The sequence below is a fragment of the Neobacillus sp. CF12 genome, from assembly GCF_030348765.1.
Taxonomy (GTDB): domain Bacteria; phylum Bacillota; class Bacilli; order Bacillales; family Cytobacillaceae; genus Neobacillus.
On the sequence record NZ_JAUCEU010000007.1, the window covers coordinates 4,857,885 to 4,874,384 of the forward strand.

The 16,500-nt window shown below is 38.4% G+C and carries 20 protein-coding genes; 13 read left to right on the plus strand and 7 right to left on the minus strand.

The annotated features are described in order from the left end of the window. The first annotated feature begins 28 nt into the window (after positions 1-28). The 6 genes from QUG14_RS23085 (at position 29) to yunB (ending at position 5,810) form a co-directional block, all read left to right on the plus strand. Positions 29-280 (plus strand): hypothetical protein, encoded by a 252-nt coding sequence (locus tag QUG14_RS23085; RefSeq protein ID WP_289342789.1) that lies wholly within the window; start codon positions 29-31, stop codon positions 278-280. Between the two features lie 1,138 nt (positions 281-1,418). Further along, the gene (locus QUG14_RS23090; RefSeq protein ID WP_289342790.1) at positions 1,419-2,264 is read left to right on the plus strand and encodes a DUF72 domain-containing protein; all 846 of its coding nucleotides are present in this window, start codon (positions 1,419-1,421) and stop codon (positions 2,262-2,264) included. 17 nt (positions 2,265-2,281) lie between these two features. Continuing rightward, a complete protein-coding gene (locus tag QUG14_RS23095) occupies positions 2,282-3,103 on the plus strand; it encodes a sulfite exporter TauE/SafE family protein (protein ID WP_289342791.1) in 822 nt (273 codons plus the stop codon). A gap of 18 nt (positions 3,104-3,121) precedes the next feature. After that, a complete protein-coding gene (locus tag QUG14_RS23100) occupies positions 3,122-4,468 on the plus strand; it encodes a bifunctional metallophosphatase/5'-nucleotidase (RefSeq protein WP_289342792.1) in 1,347 nt (448 codons plus the stop codon). Between the two features lie 61 nt (positions 4,469-4,529). Further along, complete coding sequence (locus tag QUG14_RS23105) at positions 4,530-4,832, plus strand: YunC family protein (RefSeq protein ID WP_289342793.1); 303 nt, start codon at positions 4,530-4,532, stop codon at positions 4,830-4,832. A 219-nt stretch (positions 4,833-5,051) separates the two neighbouring features. Then, the gene (yunB, locus tag QUG14_RS23110; protein ID WP_289342794.1) at positions 5,052-5,810 is read left to right on the plus strand and encodes a sporulation protein YunB; all 759 of its coding nucleotides are present in this window, start codon (positions 5,052-5,054) and stop codon (positions 5,808-5,810) included. A gap of 52 nt (positions 5,811-5,862) precedes the next feature. On the opposite strand, the gene QUG14_RS23115 is transcribed toward yunB, so the two are convergent. After that, a complete protein-coding gene (locus QUG14_RS23115; RefSeq protein WP_289344218.1) occupies positions 5,863-6,819 on the minus strand; it encodes a M23 family metallopeptidase in 957 nt (318 codons plus the stop codon). A 204-nt stretch (positions 6,820-7,023) separates the two neighbouring features. Here QUG14_RS23115 and lipA point away from each other — a divergent pair, with 204 nt between their 5' ends. Then, positions 7,024-7,941 (plus strand): lipoyl synthase, encoded by a 918-nt coding sequence (lipA, locus tag QUG14_RS23120; protein ID WP_289342795.1) that lies wholly within the window; start codon positions 7,024-7,026, stop codon positions 7,939-7,941. Between the two features lie 294 nt (positions 7,942-8,235). Here the strand turns inward: lipA and QUG14_RS23125 are convergent, their stop codons facing one another. Beyond that, positions 8,236-8,877 carry a YhcN/YlaJ family sporulation lipoprotein gene (locus QUG14_RS23125; RefSeq protein ID WP_289342796.1) on the minus strand — a complete coding sequence of 214 codons (642 nt, stop codon included), beginning with the start codon at positions 8,875-8,877 and terminating at the stop codon, positions 8,236-8,238. Between the two features lie 114 nt (positions 8,878-8,991). Between QUG14_RS23125 and QUG14_RS23130 the strand changes: the two genes are divergently transcribed. Then, positions 8,992-9,267, plus strand: a complete 276-nt coding sequence (locus QUG14_RS23130; protein ID WP_289342797.1) for a YutD family protein — start codon at positions 8,992-8,994, stop codon at positions 9,265-9,267. Positions 9,268-9,299: 32 nt separating this feature from the next. Here QUG14_RS23130 and QUG14_RS23135 read toward each other — a convergent pair whose 3' ends face one another. Both QUG14_RS23135 and QUG14_RS23140 read right to left on the minus strand, forming a co-directional pair. After that, the gene (locus tag QUG14_RS23135; protein WP_289342798.1) at positions 9,300-9,584 is read right to left on the minus strand and encodes a cytosolic protein; all 285 of its coding nucleotides are present in this window, start codon (positions 9,582-9,584) and stop codon (positions 9,300-9,302) included. A gap of 49 nt (positions 9,585-9,633) precedes the next feature. Beyond that, entirely contained in the window at positions 9,634-9,900 is a 267-nt protein-coding gene (locus QUG14_RS23140; protein WP_289342799.1) for a DUF3055 domain-containing protein, read from the minus strand. Between the two features lie 187 nt (positions 9,901-10,087). On the opposite strand from QUG14_RS23140, the gene QUG14_RS23145 reads away from it, so the two are divergent. The 3 genes from QUG14_RS23145 (at position 10,088) to QUG14_RS23155 (ending at position 12,701) form a co-directional block, all read left to right on the plus strand. Further along, on the plus strand, positions 10,088-11,389 hold the full coding sequence (locus QUG14_RS23145; RefSeq protein ID WP_289342800.1) for an EAL domain-containing protein: 1,302 nt from the start codon (positions 10,088-10,090) through the stop codon (positions 11,387-11,389). Between the two features lie 27 nt (positions 11,390-11,416). Further along, positions 11,417-11,851 carry a DUF86 domain-containing protein gene (locus tag QUG14_RS23150; RefSeq protein ID WP_289342802.1) on the plus strand — a complete coding sequence of 145 codons (435 nt, stop codon included), beginning with the start codon at positions 11,417-11,419 and terminating at the stop codon, positions 11,849-11,851. 85 nt (positions 11,852-11,936) lie between these two features. Further along, positions 11,937-12,701 (plus strand): TIGR01457 family HAD-type hydrolase, encoded by a 765-nt coding sequence (locus QUG14_RS23155; protein ID WP_289342803.1) that lies wholly within the window; start codon positions 11,937-11,939, stop codon positions 12,699-12,701. Positions 12,702-12,855: 154 nt separating this feature from the next. Here QUG14_RS23155 and QUG14_RS23160 read toward each other — a convergent pair whose 3' ends face one another. Then, entirely contained in the window at positions 12,856-13,356 is a 501-nt protein-coding gene (locus QUG14_RS23160) for a phosphatidylglycerophosphatase A family protein (protein WP_095248389.1), read from the minus strand. 207 nt (positions 13,357-13,563) lie between these two features. On the opposite strand from QUG14_RS23160, the gene yutH reads away from it, so the two are divergent. Continuing rightward, positions 13,564-14,574 carry a spore coat putative kinase YutH gene (gene yutH, locus QUG14_RS23165; RefSeq protein WP_289342804.1) on the plus strand — a complete coding sequence of 337 codons (1,011 nt, stop codon included), beginning with the start codon at positions 13,564-13,566 and terminating at the stop codon, positions 14,572-14,574. Between the two features lie 45 nt (positions 14,575-14,619). Here the strand turns inward: yutH and QUG14_RS23170 are convergent, their stop codons facing one another. Then, positions 14,620-14,865 (minus strand): NifU family protein, encoded by a 246-nt coding sequence (locus QUG14_RS23170; RefSeq protein WP_081954428.1) that lies wholly within the window; start codon positions 14,863-14,865, stop codon positions 14,620-14,622. Positions 14,866-15,017: 152 nt separating this feature from the next. Here QUG14_RS23170 and QUG14_RS23175 point away from each other — a divergent pair, with 152 nt between their 5' ends. Beyond that, on the plus strand, positions 15,018-15,344 hold the full coding sequence (locus QUG14_RS23175) for a YuzD family protein (protein ID WP_289342805.1): 327 nt from the start codon (positions 15,018-15,020) through the stop codon (positions 15,342-15,344). A 43-nt stretch (positions 15,345-15,387) separates the two neighbouring features. Here the strand turns inward: QUG14_RS23175 and QUG14_RS23180 are convergent, their stop codons facing one another. Further along, positions 15,388-16,455 carry an NAD(P)/FAD-dependent oxidoreductase gene (locus QUG14_RS23180; RefSeq protein ID WP_289342806.1) on the minus strand — a complete coding sequence of 356 codons (1,068 nt, stop codon included), beginning with the start codon at positions 16,453-16,455 and terminating at the stop codon, positions 15,388-15,390. Positions 16,456-16,500: the final 45 nt, after the last annotated feature.

Consider the following 16,500-nt stretch of genomic DNA (forward strand, 5'->3'; position numbering starts at 1 on the left):
ATCTAATTAATTTTAGGAGGCGGTTTACATGAATAGTGAACATTATTACAAAATGACTAAAGATGAACTAATTGAGATTATTGAAAAATTAAATGATCAGATTGAATATTTCAAGGAAAGAGAAGAGGATTATGATGAACGGTTGGAACAATTAAATTCAGAAAATGAACGTTATAGTAGGAGCATACATGATTATGAACGAAAAGAAAAAGAAGAGGAAATATACAGGCAATTCCCTCAAATGAGACCATTATGGATGAAAAAGGGGTTTGACTATTGAATTTGTCTTGTTCAATTGAGGTTAGTGATTGTCTTCTATAATGTTATTGTTGAAACGGAAAAAGATAATATACCACTCCTAAGACAACACCCTGAAATCTTTGATGCTCAAGAGGAAAGAAGTGGTACACTGTAAGATGAAAAAAAACTGCATAAATTAAACCGATTAACGTAATTTTTGGTTAATCGGTTTTTCTATGGAGAAAAAAATCTTTCGATGTTTTAATTGTGAAATCCAGTTAAAATTGACCGCATTTTGCACGAATCATGTAGAACTATGTATAATCTTATTTTCAAAACACCATCAAAAACCTCCTGTTTAGACTTTTGTAGGTATTGTTTTGTTTTATTTTTCTTCCTATTTTATAGAATGAAAATATTTTTATACTAACAGTTTTAAGGTGTATGAATTTAATTCCATAATTTTCTTGTTTATAAGAATACTTTCAGAATAAATAAATTATATATGAAAAGGGAGGTGGTGAATCCATGATTTATAAAGTCCAAACGGGAGATTCTATTCATCTGTCACAAATTCCACGTTAAACTAGAACAACTTATGATCGCAAACCATTTGACAGTTCCAATTGTTACTCCGGGTCAATTGCTTTTGATTCCATTCAATACAGAGAAAAAAAATAATGGTAAGGGGCAAGGTAAAGCATTTACATGGGAGGAACTTATGGAAAACGATATTTCGCGGGAAGAAGGAAACTGAACTGGTGGAAGGCAAGTTAAATTATTTAGAAAAAAGGTTAAGGAAAATACCTTGCCCAATGTGAAAAGTATTTTAAGCGCTCGTGCCGATTTCGTGCCGAAATAAATTTATTTTGCATTTTAACCTATTTATAAAAAACGGTTAAACCCTTGATATAAATTGATTTCTTTATAAATCATTTCAAGCTGTTTCACGCACAATTAATCAAGTTTGAGATGGAAGGTTCAATCGGGTAATAAAAGTTGATCCGCTTGCCATAATGGCAGGCGGATTTTTGCGTTTTGGTGGTGGAATACTTGCGGATGGCAGAAAACACTCTCGGATAAGCAAACATTACTCTCGCATAACAGAAAGATACTCTCGGATAGCGGAAAATAGAAACTAGGGGTATATTATTATTATAGGTGTGAGGTGATAAGAATTGATATACATAGGTGTAACAGGTTGGGGAGACCATGATAGCTTATATCCAGATCAAACCCCACCCCGTGATAAGTTGAAAAAATATGCAGGTCATTTTCCGACGGTAGAAGTGGATACCGCTTTTTACGCCATACAACCAAAGAGAAATGCACAAAAATGGGTCAATGATACCCCTGAGTCGTTTCAGTTCATTGTAAAGGCCTATCAGGGGATGACAGGTCATCAACGCGGTGAAAGTCCATTTGCCACCAAGCAAGCAATGTTTCACGCCTTTAAAGAATCATTAGAGCCATACATAGAAGCAAACAAATACGCAATGACCCTTTTTCAATTCCCGCCATGGTTTGATTGTAAGCGGGAAAATGTAGAATATTTACGATGGTGCAAAAAAGAAATGGGGGATTTACCCTGCGCACTTGAGTTCAGGCATCAATCCTGGTTTTCAGCCCGTTACCGCAATCAGACACTTGAATTTTTGAAAGAGGAAAAATGGATACATAGTATTTGTGATGAACCACAATCAGGGGAGGGCTCGATCCCAACCGTATTAGAGGCCATTGACCCTAATACACTCTTGATAAGATTTCACGGACGTAACGTCCATGGCTGGCAAAAACGGCAAGATACGGATTGGCGTGAAGTCAGGTACCTCTATCGTTATAACCAACGAGAACTCCAAGAATGGGCAGACAGTATCAGGAGACTTTCCAAGGAATCACAAAACGTCTATGTGCTTTTTAATAACAATTCTGGTGGAGATGCAGCGGATAACGCGAAAGAAATGATTTCCCTTTTAGACTTAACATACGAGGACCTTGCCCCTAGACAACTTGATTTATTTTAAACGTAAGGAGAAAGATTATGGAATGGATAGTTTTAATTTTAATAGGAATTGCAGGTAGTTCCTTAGGGAGCTTAATTGGATTAGGCGGGGGAATTGTCATCGTTCCTTCCTTGCTCTTTTTAGGCTCACTGTCTGCATTTGGTTATATATCTCCCCAGACAGCTGTCGGAACCTCCCTATTTACTATGATTTTCACCGGGCTTTCCTCGACACTCGCTTACATAAAACATAAAACCGTTGATTATAAAAGCGGACTAATTTTTCTTATCGGGAGTGGTCCAGGTAGTATTTTAGGAGCATGGGTAACAGAGGTTTTGAATCTTAAATCATTCAATTTGTTTTTTGGTATTTTTATTATTTTTGTCTCATTTGTACTGCTATTAAAAGACAAGCTAAAGCCAATTCCATACCATAAAGATAAAGGGATTGTCAGAAGTTTTACGGATAACTCAGGGAAAGTTTTTGAATATGGGTTTAACCCTTTGATGGCCGTTTCTATTTCCTTTGTTGTCGGATTTTTATCGGGAATTTTAGGGGTTGGCGGTGGTTCGTTATTGGTGCCGACCATGATCCTATTCTTTTTCTTTCCGCCTCACGTGGCAACAGCTACATCCATGTTTATGATTTTACCAACCTCAATCCTAAGCTCAATCACACATATCACACTCGGAAATGTGGATTGGCTGCTCGCACTAGCATTAGTTCCAGGGGCATGGATTGGTGCAAAGGTGGGCGTTTATTTAAACACTAGATTAAAAAGCAAAACAATCGTTTTATTATTAAGAACCATATTAATAATCGTTGGCATACGATTAATTTATCAAGGTATTTTTGGTTAAAAAGGAAGCGAAACCTACATGGAAATCATTCATATCTATCATACTAATGATGTTCACAGCCATTTAAAACGATGGCCGAGGATTCAGGATTTCTTAAAAAGTCGAAGAACACAACATGAAGAAGGTGGAGAAGAATTTTTTCTATTTGACATAGGTGACTTTATTGACCGTTGGCACCCGTTTTCCGAGGGGACGCATGGGCAGGGGAATATTGAGTTGTTAAATGATAGTGGCTATACTGCAGTGACAATTGGTAACAACGAAGGAGTCAATTTTCCTTATGAAGGGTTAAACCATTTGTATGACCAAAGGACTTTTGATGTGATAGTTGCAAACCTTTATAACAAAAATAGTCACCATCCAACATGGCTTAAACCCTATAAAATATATTCTACTAAAAAAGGTACACGAATTGGTGTAATTGGTTTAACAGCCTATTTTTCGCTTCTTTATGATCTGTTAGGCTGGCATCTGACAGAGCCTTTAGAAGAGTTGGGAAATTGGATACAAGCACTAAAAGAGCAATCTGATGTCATCATTTTGCTTTCTCATCTTGGTCTTAACCATGATGAAAGAATTGCATTGGACTTTCCAGAGATTGATGTCATTCTTGGCGGTCATACCCACCATACACTCCCTGATGGTAAGCTAGTCGGGCAGACACTGCTTGCTGGAGCTGGTAAGCATGGTAAGTATGTTGGGCATGTAACCCTCCAGGTTGGGGAGCAAAACAGCAAGCAAGCTAAATTGTATGATGTGATGGAGATTCCAGCTGTTCCAGATGAGAAAGCAATCTCTAAGGAACTCTATCGAAAAGGAAAGAAGTTATTAAATCAAAAAATTACTACACTTCCTAAGGAATATAGCCATGATCCATTTCAAGCCACTGAACTATCACAGATTCTTTGCCAAGCGTTAAGGGAATGGTGTGATGCGGATTGTGCCTTTATTAACGCAGGTCTAATTTTGGGTCCATTAACAGGGCGTGTTTCCGCATATGATTTGCTGTCGATTTGTCCTCACCCGATCAATCCTTGTAAAATCCACCTAACAGGCAGGGAATTAAATGAAGTAATCAATGAAACGAAGTCTGATGACTGGACGCAGCGGCAAGTTAAGGGGCTTGGTTTTAGAGGAACGGTAATGGGGGTCAGTGTTTACGATCGGATTACTTTTAATGAAAACAACGAAATCTATATAAATGGGAATGAACTGGATCTAGACCAGACCTACATTCTTGCTCTTCCAGATATGTTCACCTTTGGTCATTTTTTCAAAGGAGTTTTTCCAAATAAGAAAAAAGAATATCTCTTACCAGAGTTTTTACGTGACTTATTAAAATGGAAGTTACAAAAGCAGTCCTAAAAGAGATACACGCTTTTTCTTTCACTTTCATAAATTGTTAGTGAGGAAAGGAGTGTGTAAATTGATTGAGCTATCACCGGTGGAGATTAATGGTCACACGTTCTTGGCTGTTACTGTCTTACTACCAAAAACAACATTGCTCACTGTAAGCAATGATAAAGGATATATTATGTGCGGTGCCTTAGATGTTGGATTATTGAACGAAAAGCTTAAGGACCGAAAAATCATTGCCGCTAGAGCGGTAGGAGTAAAAACCATTGAACAACTTCTGAATGCACCAATGGAGTCAGTAACAACCGAGGCCGAAAACTTAGGAATAACCAAAGGAATGCTTGGAAAAGATGCCTTGTTAAAAATGGTTTAAGAAGCTTGCACAGGTTGTGCAGGCTTTTCTTCTAATCCAGCTACAGTGCCTAGCCCCTCGAGGTCATAAGCCAATCACTTCGGAAGGCAAAAAGCACGCCTTCTGTCAGCGCTTATCTTATGCTTGTCGGGGCTGATCAAGGCACTTTCGCTTTTTAATAATTTTATAGGCTAGTTCCTCCTTTTTTTGCATACATATAGCATGTAAGGGGGGATTTTTTTGGCAAAGTTTCGTGTACGTCCCCGGAAACGAGGACCGTTACCTTTCCGATATGTCATGCTCTTGTCATTTGTATTCTTTCTCCTATCTACTGCATTTGGAATATGGCTGGTGAACAAAGGTATTGAGCCTTCCTTAATGAGATATGCGGAGTCTAAGACCAACCAGATTGCCTCACAGGTAATTAATAAAGCCATTAATAAAAAAACGGTTGAGGTAGGGGATGTTATTGCAGTAGAAGCAGGGCAAAATGGCGCACAGCCTAGCGCTAGTTTAAATACAGAAGTGATAAACCAAAAGTTATCGGAAATCACGAATGAAATACAGAAAAACTTAAATGCAGCAGAAAAAGGGGATCTTGCTTCCTTGGAGCAATTAACAGATGTTGATATTGAGGTTAATGAGAAAAGACAGGATGGGATAGTTTGGAATGTTCCATTAGGGCAGGCAACAAACATGGCCTTGTTAGGAAACTTAGGTCCTAAAATACCTGTTAGGTTTCACGCCATCGGTGAAGTACGTCCTGATGTAAAAATCGACCCAAAACCAATGGGTATCAATAATACCTGGATTGATGTTGCTATTCATTTAGAGGTGTCTGTACAAATCATAACTCCGTTTGCAACGGAAATTACCAAACTAGAGCAGAAAATCCCGGTTGGTGGAAGATTGATTCAAGGGGAGGTACCGCAATTTTATAATAATGGGGGCAGTGGAGTTACCCCATCCATTACAATACCTCCTCCTGAAAATGAATAGGACTGTCAAAAGGGACAGTCCTATTTTTTATTTAGCTGCAGCGCTATCGCTTTTATCGTTTCTTTGATTTTAAGGCTTGTCTTTCTTGTTGTTTCCACATTCTTAAATGTGGTGTTGGGTCAAAGGACCATTCTGTATTGCCATTATCTTTGTACATCCCATAATGCAAATGGGGTGGGAATTTCCCGGAAGTCCCAGGAGGTCCATATCCAGTACTGCCGACACCACCAATTAAGGTACCAGGTTCGACAATTTGACCAACTTTTAGATCTTTAGCAAAACCGCTAAGATGAGCAAAATAATGATACGTATTATTAATATCACGTATTCCAACTCTCCAGCCGCCAAAATTATTCCAACCCTTCATTTCTACAATGCCATAATTTGTGGCACGGACAGGAACTCCGTAGTTAGCAAAAATGTCTGTACCCTCATGGATTCTTCTTCCACCCCAGCCTCTAGCATCACCCCAGGTACTGCGATAGCTGTGATTGCTGCGTAAAGGCATCGGGAATACGTGTGCATTTAAATCTAGCCGACCGAAATGACGGTAGATTTTCGCCTTGCCAGCAATAATGCCAACGGTCTTGTCACGATGATAATAATTCCATAATCCAATTTTTATATTATCGTGATCTGTTCCATATGATAGAAGATAATTGGCAAATGCATATAAAACATCTTCGTCGCTCTTTAAACTTGCTTTACCGTCTCCATCCCCGTCTACACCCATTCCATTAAAGAATTGGATAATTGCAGGGTTTTCTTCCGTTAGATTGGGATTGGTTGGTCCAGCCCATTTCTCAGGAGTGAAATAAATGCCAATCACACTTTCCGCTTTTGGTAAGTCTTTGCGTACCTGGCGGATATTCCTTTCGTATTGATCAATAGCCGCTAAATAATACCAAGGAATATGTGTGATGGTTTCCACCTTTTTGTAAAGCTTCATTCTTTCCTGATACTCATCAGGACCTTTAGCATGAGCATCCCTGGGAGATATGCTGCTCATTAATAAGAGGAAAGTTCCAATTATCAGAAATGCCCGCACAGGAATCCTCCTTCCGATTATTGTACGCTTTTAGTTTATGATATCTAGGCTATTTCATTATGGACAATAAATGGAAATAGTCGTGACAAAGCAAGTCTGCTTGTTGTCGTTGCAAAAAGTATGGTAAAGTGACTAGGAGCAAACTCATTTATAGGGGTGGAAATAGTGAGCAAAAACAGTGAATACCTAAGAAAACCTGAATGGTTGAAAATAAAATTAAATACGAATGAACATTATACAGGCTTAAAAAAAATGATGCGTGAAAAAAATCTACATACAGTCTGTGAAGAAGCGCGCTGCCCAAATATTCATGAATGTTGGGCTGAAAGAAGAACAGCCACGTTTATGATTCTTGGTGATACCTGTACACGTGCCTGCCGTTTCTGTGCGGTTAAGACTGGATTGCCAACTGAATTAGATTTGGCTGAACCAGAACGAGTAGCAGATTCTGTTCAATTAATGAACTTAAAACATGTTGTAGTAACTGCAGTAGCAAGGGATGATTTAAAAGATGGCGGTGCAACTGTTTTTGCTGAAACGGTAAGAGCAATTAGAAGAAAAAATCCATTTACAAGCATTGAAGTTCTACCATCAGATATGGGTGGGAAGGAAGAAAACCTGGCTCTTTTAATGGATGCAAAGCCCGATATCTTAAACCATAATATTGAAACTGTCAGAAGGCTAACACCTAGAGTTAGAGCACGTGCAAAATATGACCGCTCTCTGGAGTTTTTACGCAGAGCGAAAGAAATGCAGCCAACGATTCCTACAAAATCAAGCTTAATGGTCGGCTTAGGTGAAACGAAAGAAGAAATTATCGAAGTTATGGATGATTTACGTACAAATAATGTGGACATTATGACCATAGGACAGTACTTACAACCTTCAAAAAGCCACCTGAAGGTAGAAAAATACTATCGTCCAGAGGAATTTGCCGAACTGCGTGAAATAGCCCTTACCAAAGGCTTCAGTCATTGTGAGGCAGGTCCATTAGTACGTTCATCCTACCATGCAGACGAACAAGTAAACGCAGCCGCAAAGCATAAACAATTACTAGGGGAAAAAGAAGCAAAAGAAGCGTAGATCTATTATTTAAGGCTGTGTTAATGGATACTAATGATTTTAGAACCTGTTGATTGGAGCGGAATGCGCTTGACTCCTGCGGGATGTAGGAGCACCGTGAGACCCCGCAGGTCGGAACGACCGAGGAGGCTCACGGGCGAGCCCGCGGAAAGCATAGCGCCTCCGGACAGGCAAAAACCGCCTGTCCCTGCGATGATTATTCCAGGAAGCTTTCCTTAGTGGAGCGCAAATCAACAGCCTAATCTAACACAGCCTAAAAAAAAGAGTTCAGTCAATTGGCTGAACTCTTAATTTTTATCTATTTTTCGTATTCATTACATCATCTTTCGTAGCTCCATTTTCATCTTCACTATCACTCATTCGATTACCCTGAGGGGATTTCTTCATTTGTTTAACTAAACCATTAACCAAACTCCTTGCATTTTTGCTTGTTGAGTCCAGATTCGCAAGATTTTCCACATCTCGCATTAAATTGGTATTGTCCGAAACATAAACATGGTAATACCTAGGGACAACGGACATGGCAGTTCTTTTTACTTGGTCTGCTGTCTGATTACGATCCTTTGCATTCGTACTATAGGAAACAAGGACTTCTTGGTCCGTTACCAGAGTAGCTACATCATTTACATTTGGAATGTCCGTGCTTAATTGACTAATGATATTTGCCACTTGTTCACGGTCAATTGCAGAGTAGTGTTCAGTTCCACCCCTGTCACCTTGGATAGGACTTTTTTGATGGCGGACAAAGCCATAGTTATCGCTCACATTTCGAACGCCACGACCCCCACCTTCATTGTAAAGTTCTTCTCTTTTATTATTAACATTTATGGTATCTCCGCTTTCTTCATAAACATCACGATTAGTTGCCATATCCTTTGAACATCCTGCTGCAGTTAAGAGTAAACAAAAACCAATCATTATCGGCCACTTTTTCATTAATAGCACCTCCTTTTTTTAGAATAGCCAAATAACTGATTTTTTTTCTTAGTAATTGATGGTGAATCGGTTATAATGAAAGAAAGATTTACTGGTAAAATTTGAGGTGATAACATGATCAGTATCAATGGCTCCACATATGAAATCGTGCAGGAACACAGAGATGCCTTTAATGAGGAAGCCTTAAAGGCGAGATATAGTGATATATTATCTAGATATGATTATATAGTCGGGGATTGGGGATATGGGCAACTTCGGCTTAAAGGCTTTTTTGAAGATCAAAATCAAAAAGCTACCTTTGATACCAAAATCAGTACATTAAGTGAATATTTATATGAATACTGTAATTTTGGCTGTGCCTATTTTGTATTAAAGAAAGTTAAAAAGTAAGGAAGCTCGCCAATGGGGCGAGCTTCTTTGCTTTAGGTCGTATAAGGAGGCTGCTCATCACTTTCAGGGTCATCATGTGTAGGATGTGCCCCATCCCACTGCCGTGGAATATTCTGATGAAAGGTTTTATCCTCATAATTAAAGTTACTATAATAACGCTGCCCTTCTTGCCAGGGTGTACTTTTATTTTCAACAGGCTCATTCTTCGCAATCGGTGATCCAAAAGGACCTTCAGGAAATTCCTCTGCCGTTAAGAAGTTCTTCTGCTTTTCCACATTAGAAAGATCAAAATAGCTTCTTTCCTTTTTCTCATCCATGTTGTTCATCACTCCTTTTTATTATTATGTAATAAGGAATGATAAATCATTATAATAATTCTAATAAAAAGGAACGCAGCTCTTCGGCATCCTCTTCATTTAATTGGAAAGCATATTCTAAATACCCTTCCTCTTTTAAGTCATCCTCACCAATTATAGCAAACCGACTTCCTTGTAAATCCAGTACAAGATGTTTCCCGTAGTGTCGATCGCTTTGCACGATAGCTAAATCGAAGCGTTGATTGTCGCCAACAAAACTAACAAAGCGTGTTTTTGTATCCACTGTATCATCATATAAGAAATAACGTTCTTTCATGTATGTTTCTCCTTTAGTTAAATTTAATCATTCTCTTTATATTACCAAATAATAAGTCAGAGAGGGAATAATTGGTGTTAGGAGAATATTGTTAAAAATTTACTGAAGGAAAAACCGGTTTTGTGTCAAATTATGTTACAATATACTTATTATTGTCGTATGCTGCTTTGCGAGAGGGATGGAAAACATGGGCTGTCGTTACATAAAAAAAGTTAAGAGTGTAATGCAATGGGGAAAGATTATTTTACCTCTTTCGTCCATACGCTATTACCCACCTCAGTTTACCTTGCGCAATCCTTTAATTGAGGGAGTAAGTAAAGCTTTTCATGCAGGGCATGAGGTTGCGGTGATTGTATTTAAACTAAGTAACCTAAAAGATTTGTTAGAACAGACTGAAATCCAGCAGCATTCCAAATTAATGAAAAACGTAAAAAAGATTTTTCAAATTGTCGTGGAAAAAGTCGTCAACCCAAAGGAAGTTATATCTCTTCATGATTATTATGGGGATGGGATAAGCCTATTGATTACGGTTGATCACGATCGACATTCAATTTCAAATATAGATATTATGATGAAAGAGATAACAGAGGAAGTAACACAACGGTTTATTAAACTGTATCCTTCTATGGACCCGACTTTTGAAGTGGGGTATATGTTTGTCGACAAACATGACTTTTCTATCCAAGATTCCTTATTAAGGGCACACAGACAAGCAATTGGCATGGCTGAGAAGCGCGTGCAAGTAGAAATTAATGAAATGCTATTGTCAATCAACAAAATCATTACACACAAGGCTATTACTTTGTTAGCACAGCCTATTATTGATGTCGCTACAAAAGAGATAAGGGCTTGGGAACTGCTTACACGCGGACCTAAAGGGACGGTATTAGAAGCACCTTTGCAGCTTTTTTCAGTAGCAAGACAAACCGGGCGTTTGTACGAATTGGAAATGATTGTAATAGAAAAAATACTTCAACAAGTAAAGGCCTCTCGATGCCGTCAAGGTATATTTGTGAATTGCACACCTTTAACCCTAGGAAATATTAGATTTACGAATGATTTAAAAAAGTTACTCCAGAAATATAGAAGTATTTCACCAAAACAAATAACGTTTGAAGTGACAGAGCGTGATTCAATCGAAGGCTTGAAGAATTTTTCCTTTAATATTAATGTATTGCGGTTAATGGGATTTAAAATCGCCGTTGATGACACTGGTGCTGGCTATGCAAGCTTGAATACGATTAGCGAACTTATGCCTGACATCATCAAGATTGATCGCTCTGTGATTGAAAATATAGATAAAAACTCCGTAAAGGAGTCCATGTTAAAAGGACTGCTTCTAGTTGCAAAGGAGGCGGGGTCCTTAGTTGTGGCAGAAGGTATTGAAAACCAAGAGGAAGCTTCCGTTTTAACTAGAAATAATGTTGACTTGGCACAGGGGAACTTTTACGCACGCCCAGCCATGTTTTTCGATGAAATTGCTACTTAGATGAATATAAATGAGGAAGTGGATGAAATGTATTTTGTAGACCGCGAAAAGTTGGAGACAACATTGGCTTTCCTGGAAAAGCAAATCAGTCTATTTTCTAGTCAGAAGCAATGGGAAACACCGCTAGAAAAAGCAGCATTAGAACGACTAACACATATCATGCTTGAGTCAGTATTAGATGTTGGAAATGCAGTGATAGATGGATTTATTATGAGAGATCCCGGTAGTTATGAAGATATTATTGAGATTTTAATCGATGAAAAGGTTGTATCAACTGAAACTGGTAACAGTTTAAAAATATTGGTTATGTATCGAAAGGTGCTAGTTCAGTTGTATACGGAAATTGACCATCATGATCTTCATAGTCAGTTCTCAATTCATATTAACGCATTATCTTTATTTCCGAAGAACGTCCGAGACTATCTTCAGAACGAACTAGGCCCTGTATCAGCTTTTAATTAATCATTTAACACGGACCGCATTTGCGGTCCTTTTGCATTGATGAAAAGGAACAAGAACGGTTATGATACATATAGGAGTGATAGGTATGAAAAAGTATAAAGGTTATTTAATTGATCTGGATGGAACGATGTATAAGGGGTCAGAAAAAATTGAGGAAGCAGGGGACTTTGTTAAAAAGTTAAAGGAAAAAGAAATTCCTTATCTATTTGTAACCAATAATTCATCTAGAACCCCTGCCCAAGTCGCTCTAAAATTAAATGAATTTGATATTCCTTGTGAAGAAAACCAAGTCTTTACAACGAGTCAGGCAACTGCGAATTACATCTATGAACAAAAGAAGGACGCGTCACTTTATGTGATTGGGGAAGAAGGTATTCGTACAGCGTTGGAGGAAAAAGGATTTATTTATGCTGGAGAGAATGCTGACTATGTGGTGATCGGGATAGATCGCGAAATTAGCTATGAAAAATTAGCTGTAGCATGCCTCGCTGTCCGTAATGGTGCGGCCTTTATCTCGACGAATGGAGATATTGCGATCCCAACAGAGAGAGGATTACTCCCTGGGAATGGTTCGCTCACATCTGTGATTTCTGTTTCCACTCAGACTAAGCCTATCTTTATTGGTAAGCCAGAGTCAATCATTATGGAGCAAGCGCTAAAGGTTTTGGGTACCTCTAAAGAGGAAACACTTATGGTTGGCGATTATTATGATACGGATATACTAGCGGGTATGAATGCAGGACTCGATACACTGTTAGTTCACACAGGTGTTACAACGAAGGAATTACTGGCCGGCTATAATCGAAAACCAACCTACGCGATTGATTCATTGGATCAATGGGAGCCGTAAGAAAAGGATTTAATCTGGACTTTGAGAATTGTCTAGCTACAGCGCCTAATGGCTCTCAGGTCATAAGCCAATCCGTCGGAAAGGTTAAAGAACAACCTTCCCGCCGGCTCGACTTATGCCTGTCGCCCCTGGACAAGGCGCTTCCGCTTTTCTATTACTCTACATGTGCCGCACGGTGAGCAAGTCTGCTTGATGCAGCAGCTGCGATCGCACCAATAATATCATCTAAAAACGTATGGCATTCACCGGTTGATTTATCATTTAAACGGGCTAGAATTCCAGGCTTTTGCTTATCGATATAGCCATAATTAGTAAAGCCAATCGACCCGTATACATTAACAATCGACAATGCTAAAATTTCATCGACCCCATAAAGACTTTCATCTGTTTTAATAATGGATTGAATGGGCTCTTCCAGCATGTTTTTCTCGGCTAACATGTCAAGCTGGATCCCCGTTATGATCGCATTTTGAACTTCACGCTTTGCTATTACTCGCTCCACGTTAGCAATACAGTCTTCCATCTTTAAATTCTCATGGTATTTTTCCTGTAAGAAAAAAACTAAATCGGCAATATCTTGAATCTCAACGCCTCGTTCTTTTATCCATCTACGTGCAGTTTCTTCTGTTAAGTCCATTTTTTTATCTTCTGCCATCCATTAATCACCTTTTCCTTTGAATTTTAGTTATTCTTAATTCATACATATGCGTGCTCATTTGAAAAGGAACGAATGAACCAACACCCTTCTAACAGATTTCTCCTATAACGATTTTCTTATACTTTTATTCCTCAAGAAGACAACAAGTTTTTTGGGCTACTACATATATATGACATAAGAGTAGAAAAGAGAAGAGGTGGAAGGATGCTGCAAAAATTACTTGAACATAAATACGGAATACAAGTTGAAGAATATGTTAAATTAGATTCTTATGAGGCTTTAAGGGGAAATGGCTGGCTCTATTTAGTTGCAAAACCTGATGGAAGAGAGTCAGAAGATATAATTGAACTAGAGAAAATTGCTGAACACTTAAGGAAAAATGGAGATCCCCATGTACCAGCTTTTTTACAATCTAACGAAGGTGAATTCATTACGAACTGGGAAAATCAGCAATATTGTGTGCTTGCAAATCGGCACACCGATAAAATAGCTAAAGTGAAAATAGGCAGGAAGTTGGCAAAATTTCATGAACGAGGAAAAACGGTCCCCTTTAAAATTGAAAGGTCTAGCAGAATAGGACAATGGAAAACATTATGGGAAAAGCGGCTAGATCAAATTGAAAAGGTCTGGAGTGAACTTCTTTATCAAACTCCTGAAAATGAGTTTGAGAAAATGTTTATTGAATCATTTCCCTATTATATTGGTCTGACGGAAAATGCTATCCAATACTTGGTGGATACCGAAATTGACGATGAACCAAAAGAAACAGATAGTGGAACGGTGTGTCATGAGCGTTTTTCAAATGACTCTTGGGGAGCTAATTATTACATTAAGGATCCATTTGATTGGGTTTTTGATCATCGCAGCCGTGATCTTGCAGAATGGACTCGGGAACGATACTTCAGAAATACGCAAACCTACGAGATGGATGTAAGGCAGTTCTTCACTGATTATCAAGGTATTGCCCCTTTATCTGCTTTTTCGTGGCGGTTATTATTTTCACGATTATTGTTTCCGCTTCATTATTTTGAGTGCATTGAAAATTATTATATAACCCGTTCCGAGCAGGAAAGGAGACTTTTAGAAGAACAGTTAAGTAAGATGTTGAAGCAATCGAGCGAGTATGAACGGTTTTTAGGTAAGTTTTTTCTTACAGTAGGAGCACCACTAAAACCATTAAAAATCCCCCAATTAGACTGGTTACTGATTAGATAATAAAAGAAGCGATTGCTAATTGTAAGCAATCGCTTCTTTGTATGATTAAAATACTTGTTCTACTTCAACTACGCCAGGAACTTCTTCTAATAGTGCTCTTTCAATTCCTGCTTTAAGGGTAATGGTTGAGCTTGGGCAGCTGCCGCATGCGCCTAGTAAACGAAGTTTAACGATACCATCCTCAACATCAACTAATTCACAATCCCCGCCATCGCGTAGGAGAAACGGACGTAATTTATCTAATACTTCCTGAACCTGCTCAAACATTTCTTGTACTTCTTGTTCTGCCATATTATATCGTCTCCTTTCCTACCTTATATTATAATGTCATTGAAGGTAAAAATCCATTCTCATGAAATGGGAATTCGCACATTTACATCCATATTCTTATGTTTTAATAGTTTAAATGTTGTAAAATAAAAGAAAAAGCAAGGATTGATTTTATGACAAATACTACAGTTGAAATTATTCTTTATGGTGCCGACCAATTATGCCCAAGCTGTGTAAACTTACCTTCTTCAAAGGAAACATTTGAATGGCTTGAGGCAGCTATTTCAAGGAAATTTCCCGAGCAGGCATTCAAGATGACCTATGTTGATATTTATCAACCGCAAACTGACATTGAAAAAGAAAATTTTGCAAAAAAAGTAATTGAGGAAGATTTGTTTTATCCTGTTGTTGTAATAAAAGGTAAAATCGTTGGTGAAGGTAATCCGCGATTAAAAACAATTTTTAATGAGTTAGAAAAATACGGATATCAAGCAATATAAAAGGAGCATTCCAGATTATGCTGGAATGCTCTTTTTATTAAAATCATCCGTTATGATATTTATACAGCCAGAGGACGCCAGATTTCAGTAGACGAGCTACCCGACCTGTAATCGCTCTATCTGCCATCATCCCAAAACCATGTTTTTTACCAAGTGAACCGAGGACACCTTTTAGTTTAATGGTTGGGAATTCAATTGGAGGTTCTTCACCATTCCAGCGCTTTTTCAACACAACAACAATTTGCTCCGCCTGTCCCTCTGCTAATTGAGCACTTGGGGCATGTGGGAGACTAGCACAATCTCCAAGAATAAAAACGTGCTCATCATTTGGTAAATGATGACGAGGCGTAATGATGAGCCTGCCTGAGCGATCCATTTCTTCCCCTAATTCACGAACCACCTGATTAGCTTGGATACCAGCAGTCCAAACAATCACATCACAAGGTACTGGCTCATCATGATTATAAAGTAAATTTTCTTCTACTTTTGTGATATTAGAGTTGTTGATAATTTCAACATTATTTTTTTGAAACCAATTTTCAACATACTTACTTAATCGGTCAGGAAAGGCCGGAAGAATGTGTTTACCACGATCAAATAGTTTAATTTTTAGGTCTCCGCGGCTCTCGCTTAATTCACTAGCCAGCTCCACACCACTTAGTCCGGCACCAACGATTCCCACAACCGAACCTGGCCCTAGGTTGTTTAACACGGAGTATGTTAGACGGGATTTTTCGATACTTTGAATGCTATAAGTGTATTGGTCCGCACCGGGAACACCGTGGTACTTGTCCTCACACCCAAGACCGATAATTAAGTCGTCAAAGGAAAGTGGTTCTGAATCTTTAATCAGTACCTTTTTATCGGATTTATCTATTCCTATCACTTCCCCATATTTAACCACCAGTTGAGGATGTTCAGGAAATGATACACGCAATTCCTTATCAGAAACTGTTCCAGCTGCCAAAGCATAATATTCAGTTTTTAAACAATGGTATGGTACGCGATCGACAAGTGTAATCATTACATTCTCAGGTAAGTTGTTAGGAAGAAGTTCACTTAGTATCTTCATTCCGCCATATCCGCCACCGAGAATTACAAGGTTTTTCATTTTTTATTTCCCCTTTTGTAAACCAATAATCATGTCTCTAATCTT

Bases quoted from the DNA above. Each gene is read 5' to 3' on its own strand.
- QUG14_RS23135 (WP_289342798.1), bottom strand. From the start codon at position 9,584: ATGGATGAGAAAAAGGAAAGAAGCTATTTTGATCTTTCTAATGTGGAA.
- QUG14_RS23150 (WP_289342802.1), top strand. From the start codon at position 11,417: ATGTATTTTGTAGACCGCGAAAAGTTGGAGACAACATTGGCTTTCCTG.
- QUG14_RS23170 (WP_081954428.1), bottom strand. From the start codon at position 14,865: ATGGCAGAACAAGAAGTACAAGAAATGTTTGAGCAGGTTCAGGAAGTA.
- QUG14_RS23095 (WP_289342791.1), top strand. From the start codon at position 2,282: ATGGAATGGATAGTTTTAATTTTAATAGGAATTGCAGGTAGTTCCTTA.
- yutH (WP_289342804.1), top strand. From the start codon at position 13,564: ATGCTGCAAAAATTACTTGAACATAAATACGGAATACAAGTTGAAGAA.
- QUG14_RS23130 (WP_289342797.1), top strand. From the start codon at position 8,992: ATGATCAGTATCAATGGCTCCACATATGAAATCGTGCAGGAACACAGA.
- QUG14_RS23115 (WP_289344218.1), bottom strand. From the start codon at position 6,819: ATGAGCAGCATATCTCCCAGGGATGCTCATGCTAAAGGTCCTGATGAG.
- QUG14_RS23140 (WP_289342799.1), bottom strand. From the start codon at position 9,900: ATGAAAGAACGTTATTTCTTATATGATGATACAGTGGATACAAAAACA.
- QUG14_RS23175 (WP_289342805.1), top strand. From the start codon at position 15,018: ATGACAAATACTACAGTTGAAATTATTCTTTATGGTGCCGACCAATTA.
- QUG14_RS23155 (WP_289342803.1), top strand. From the start codon at position 11,937: ATGAAAAAGTATAAAGGTTATTTAATTGATCTGGATGGAACGATGTAT.
- QUG14_RS23085 (WP_289342789.1), top strand. From the start codon at position 29: ATGAATAGTGAACATTATTACAAAATGACTAAAGATGAACTAATTGAG.
- QUG14_RS23180 (WP_289342806.1), bottom strand. From the start codon at position 16,455: ATGAAAAACCTTGTAATTCTCGGTGGCGGATATGGCGGAATGAAGATA.
- QUG14_RS23145 (WP_289342800.1), top strand. From the start codon at position 10,088: ATGGGCTGTCGTTACATAAAAAAAGTTAAGAGTGTAATGCAATGGGGA.
- QUG14_RS23100 (WP_289342792.1), top strand. From the start codon at position 3,122: ATGGAAATCATTCATATCTATCATACTAATGATGTTCACAGCCATTTA.
- QUG14_RS23160 (WP_095248389.1), bottom strand. From the start codon at position 13,356: ATGGCAGAAGATAAAAAAATGGACTTAACAGAAGAAACTGCACGTAGA.
- QUG14_RS23125 (WP_289342796.1), bottom strand. From the start codon at position 8,877: ATGAAAAAGTGGCCGATAATGATTGGTTTTTGTTTACTCTTAACTGCA.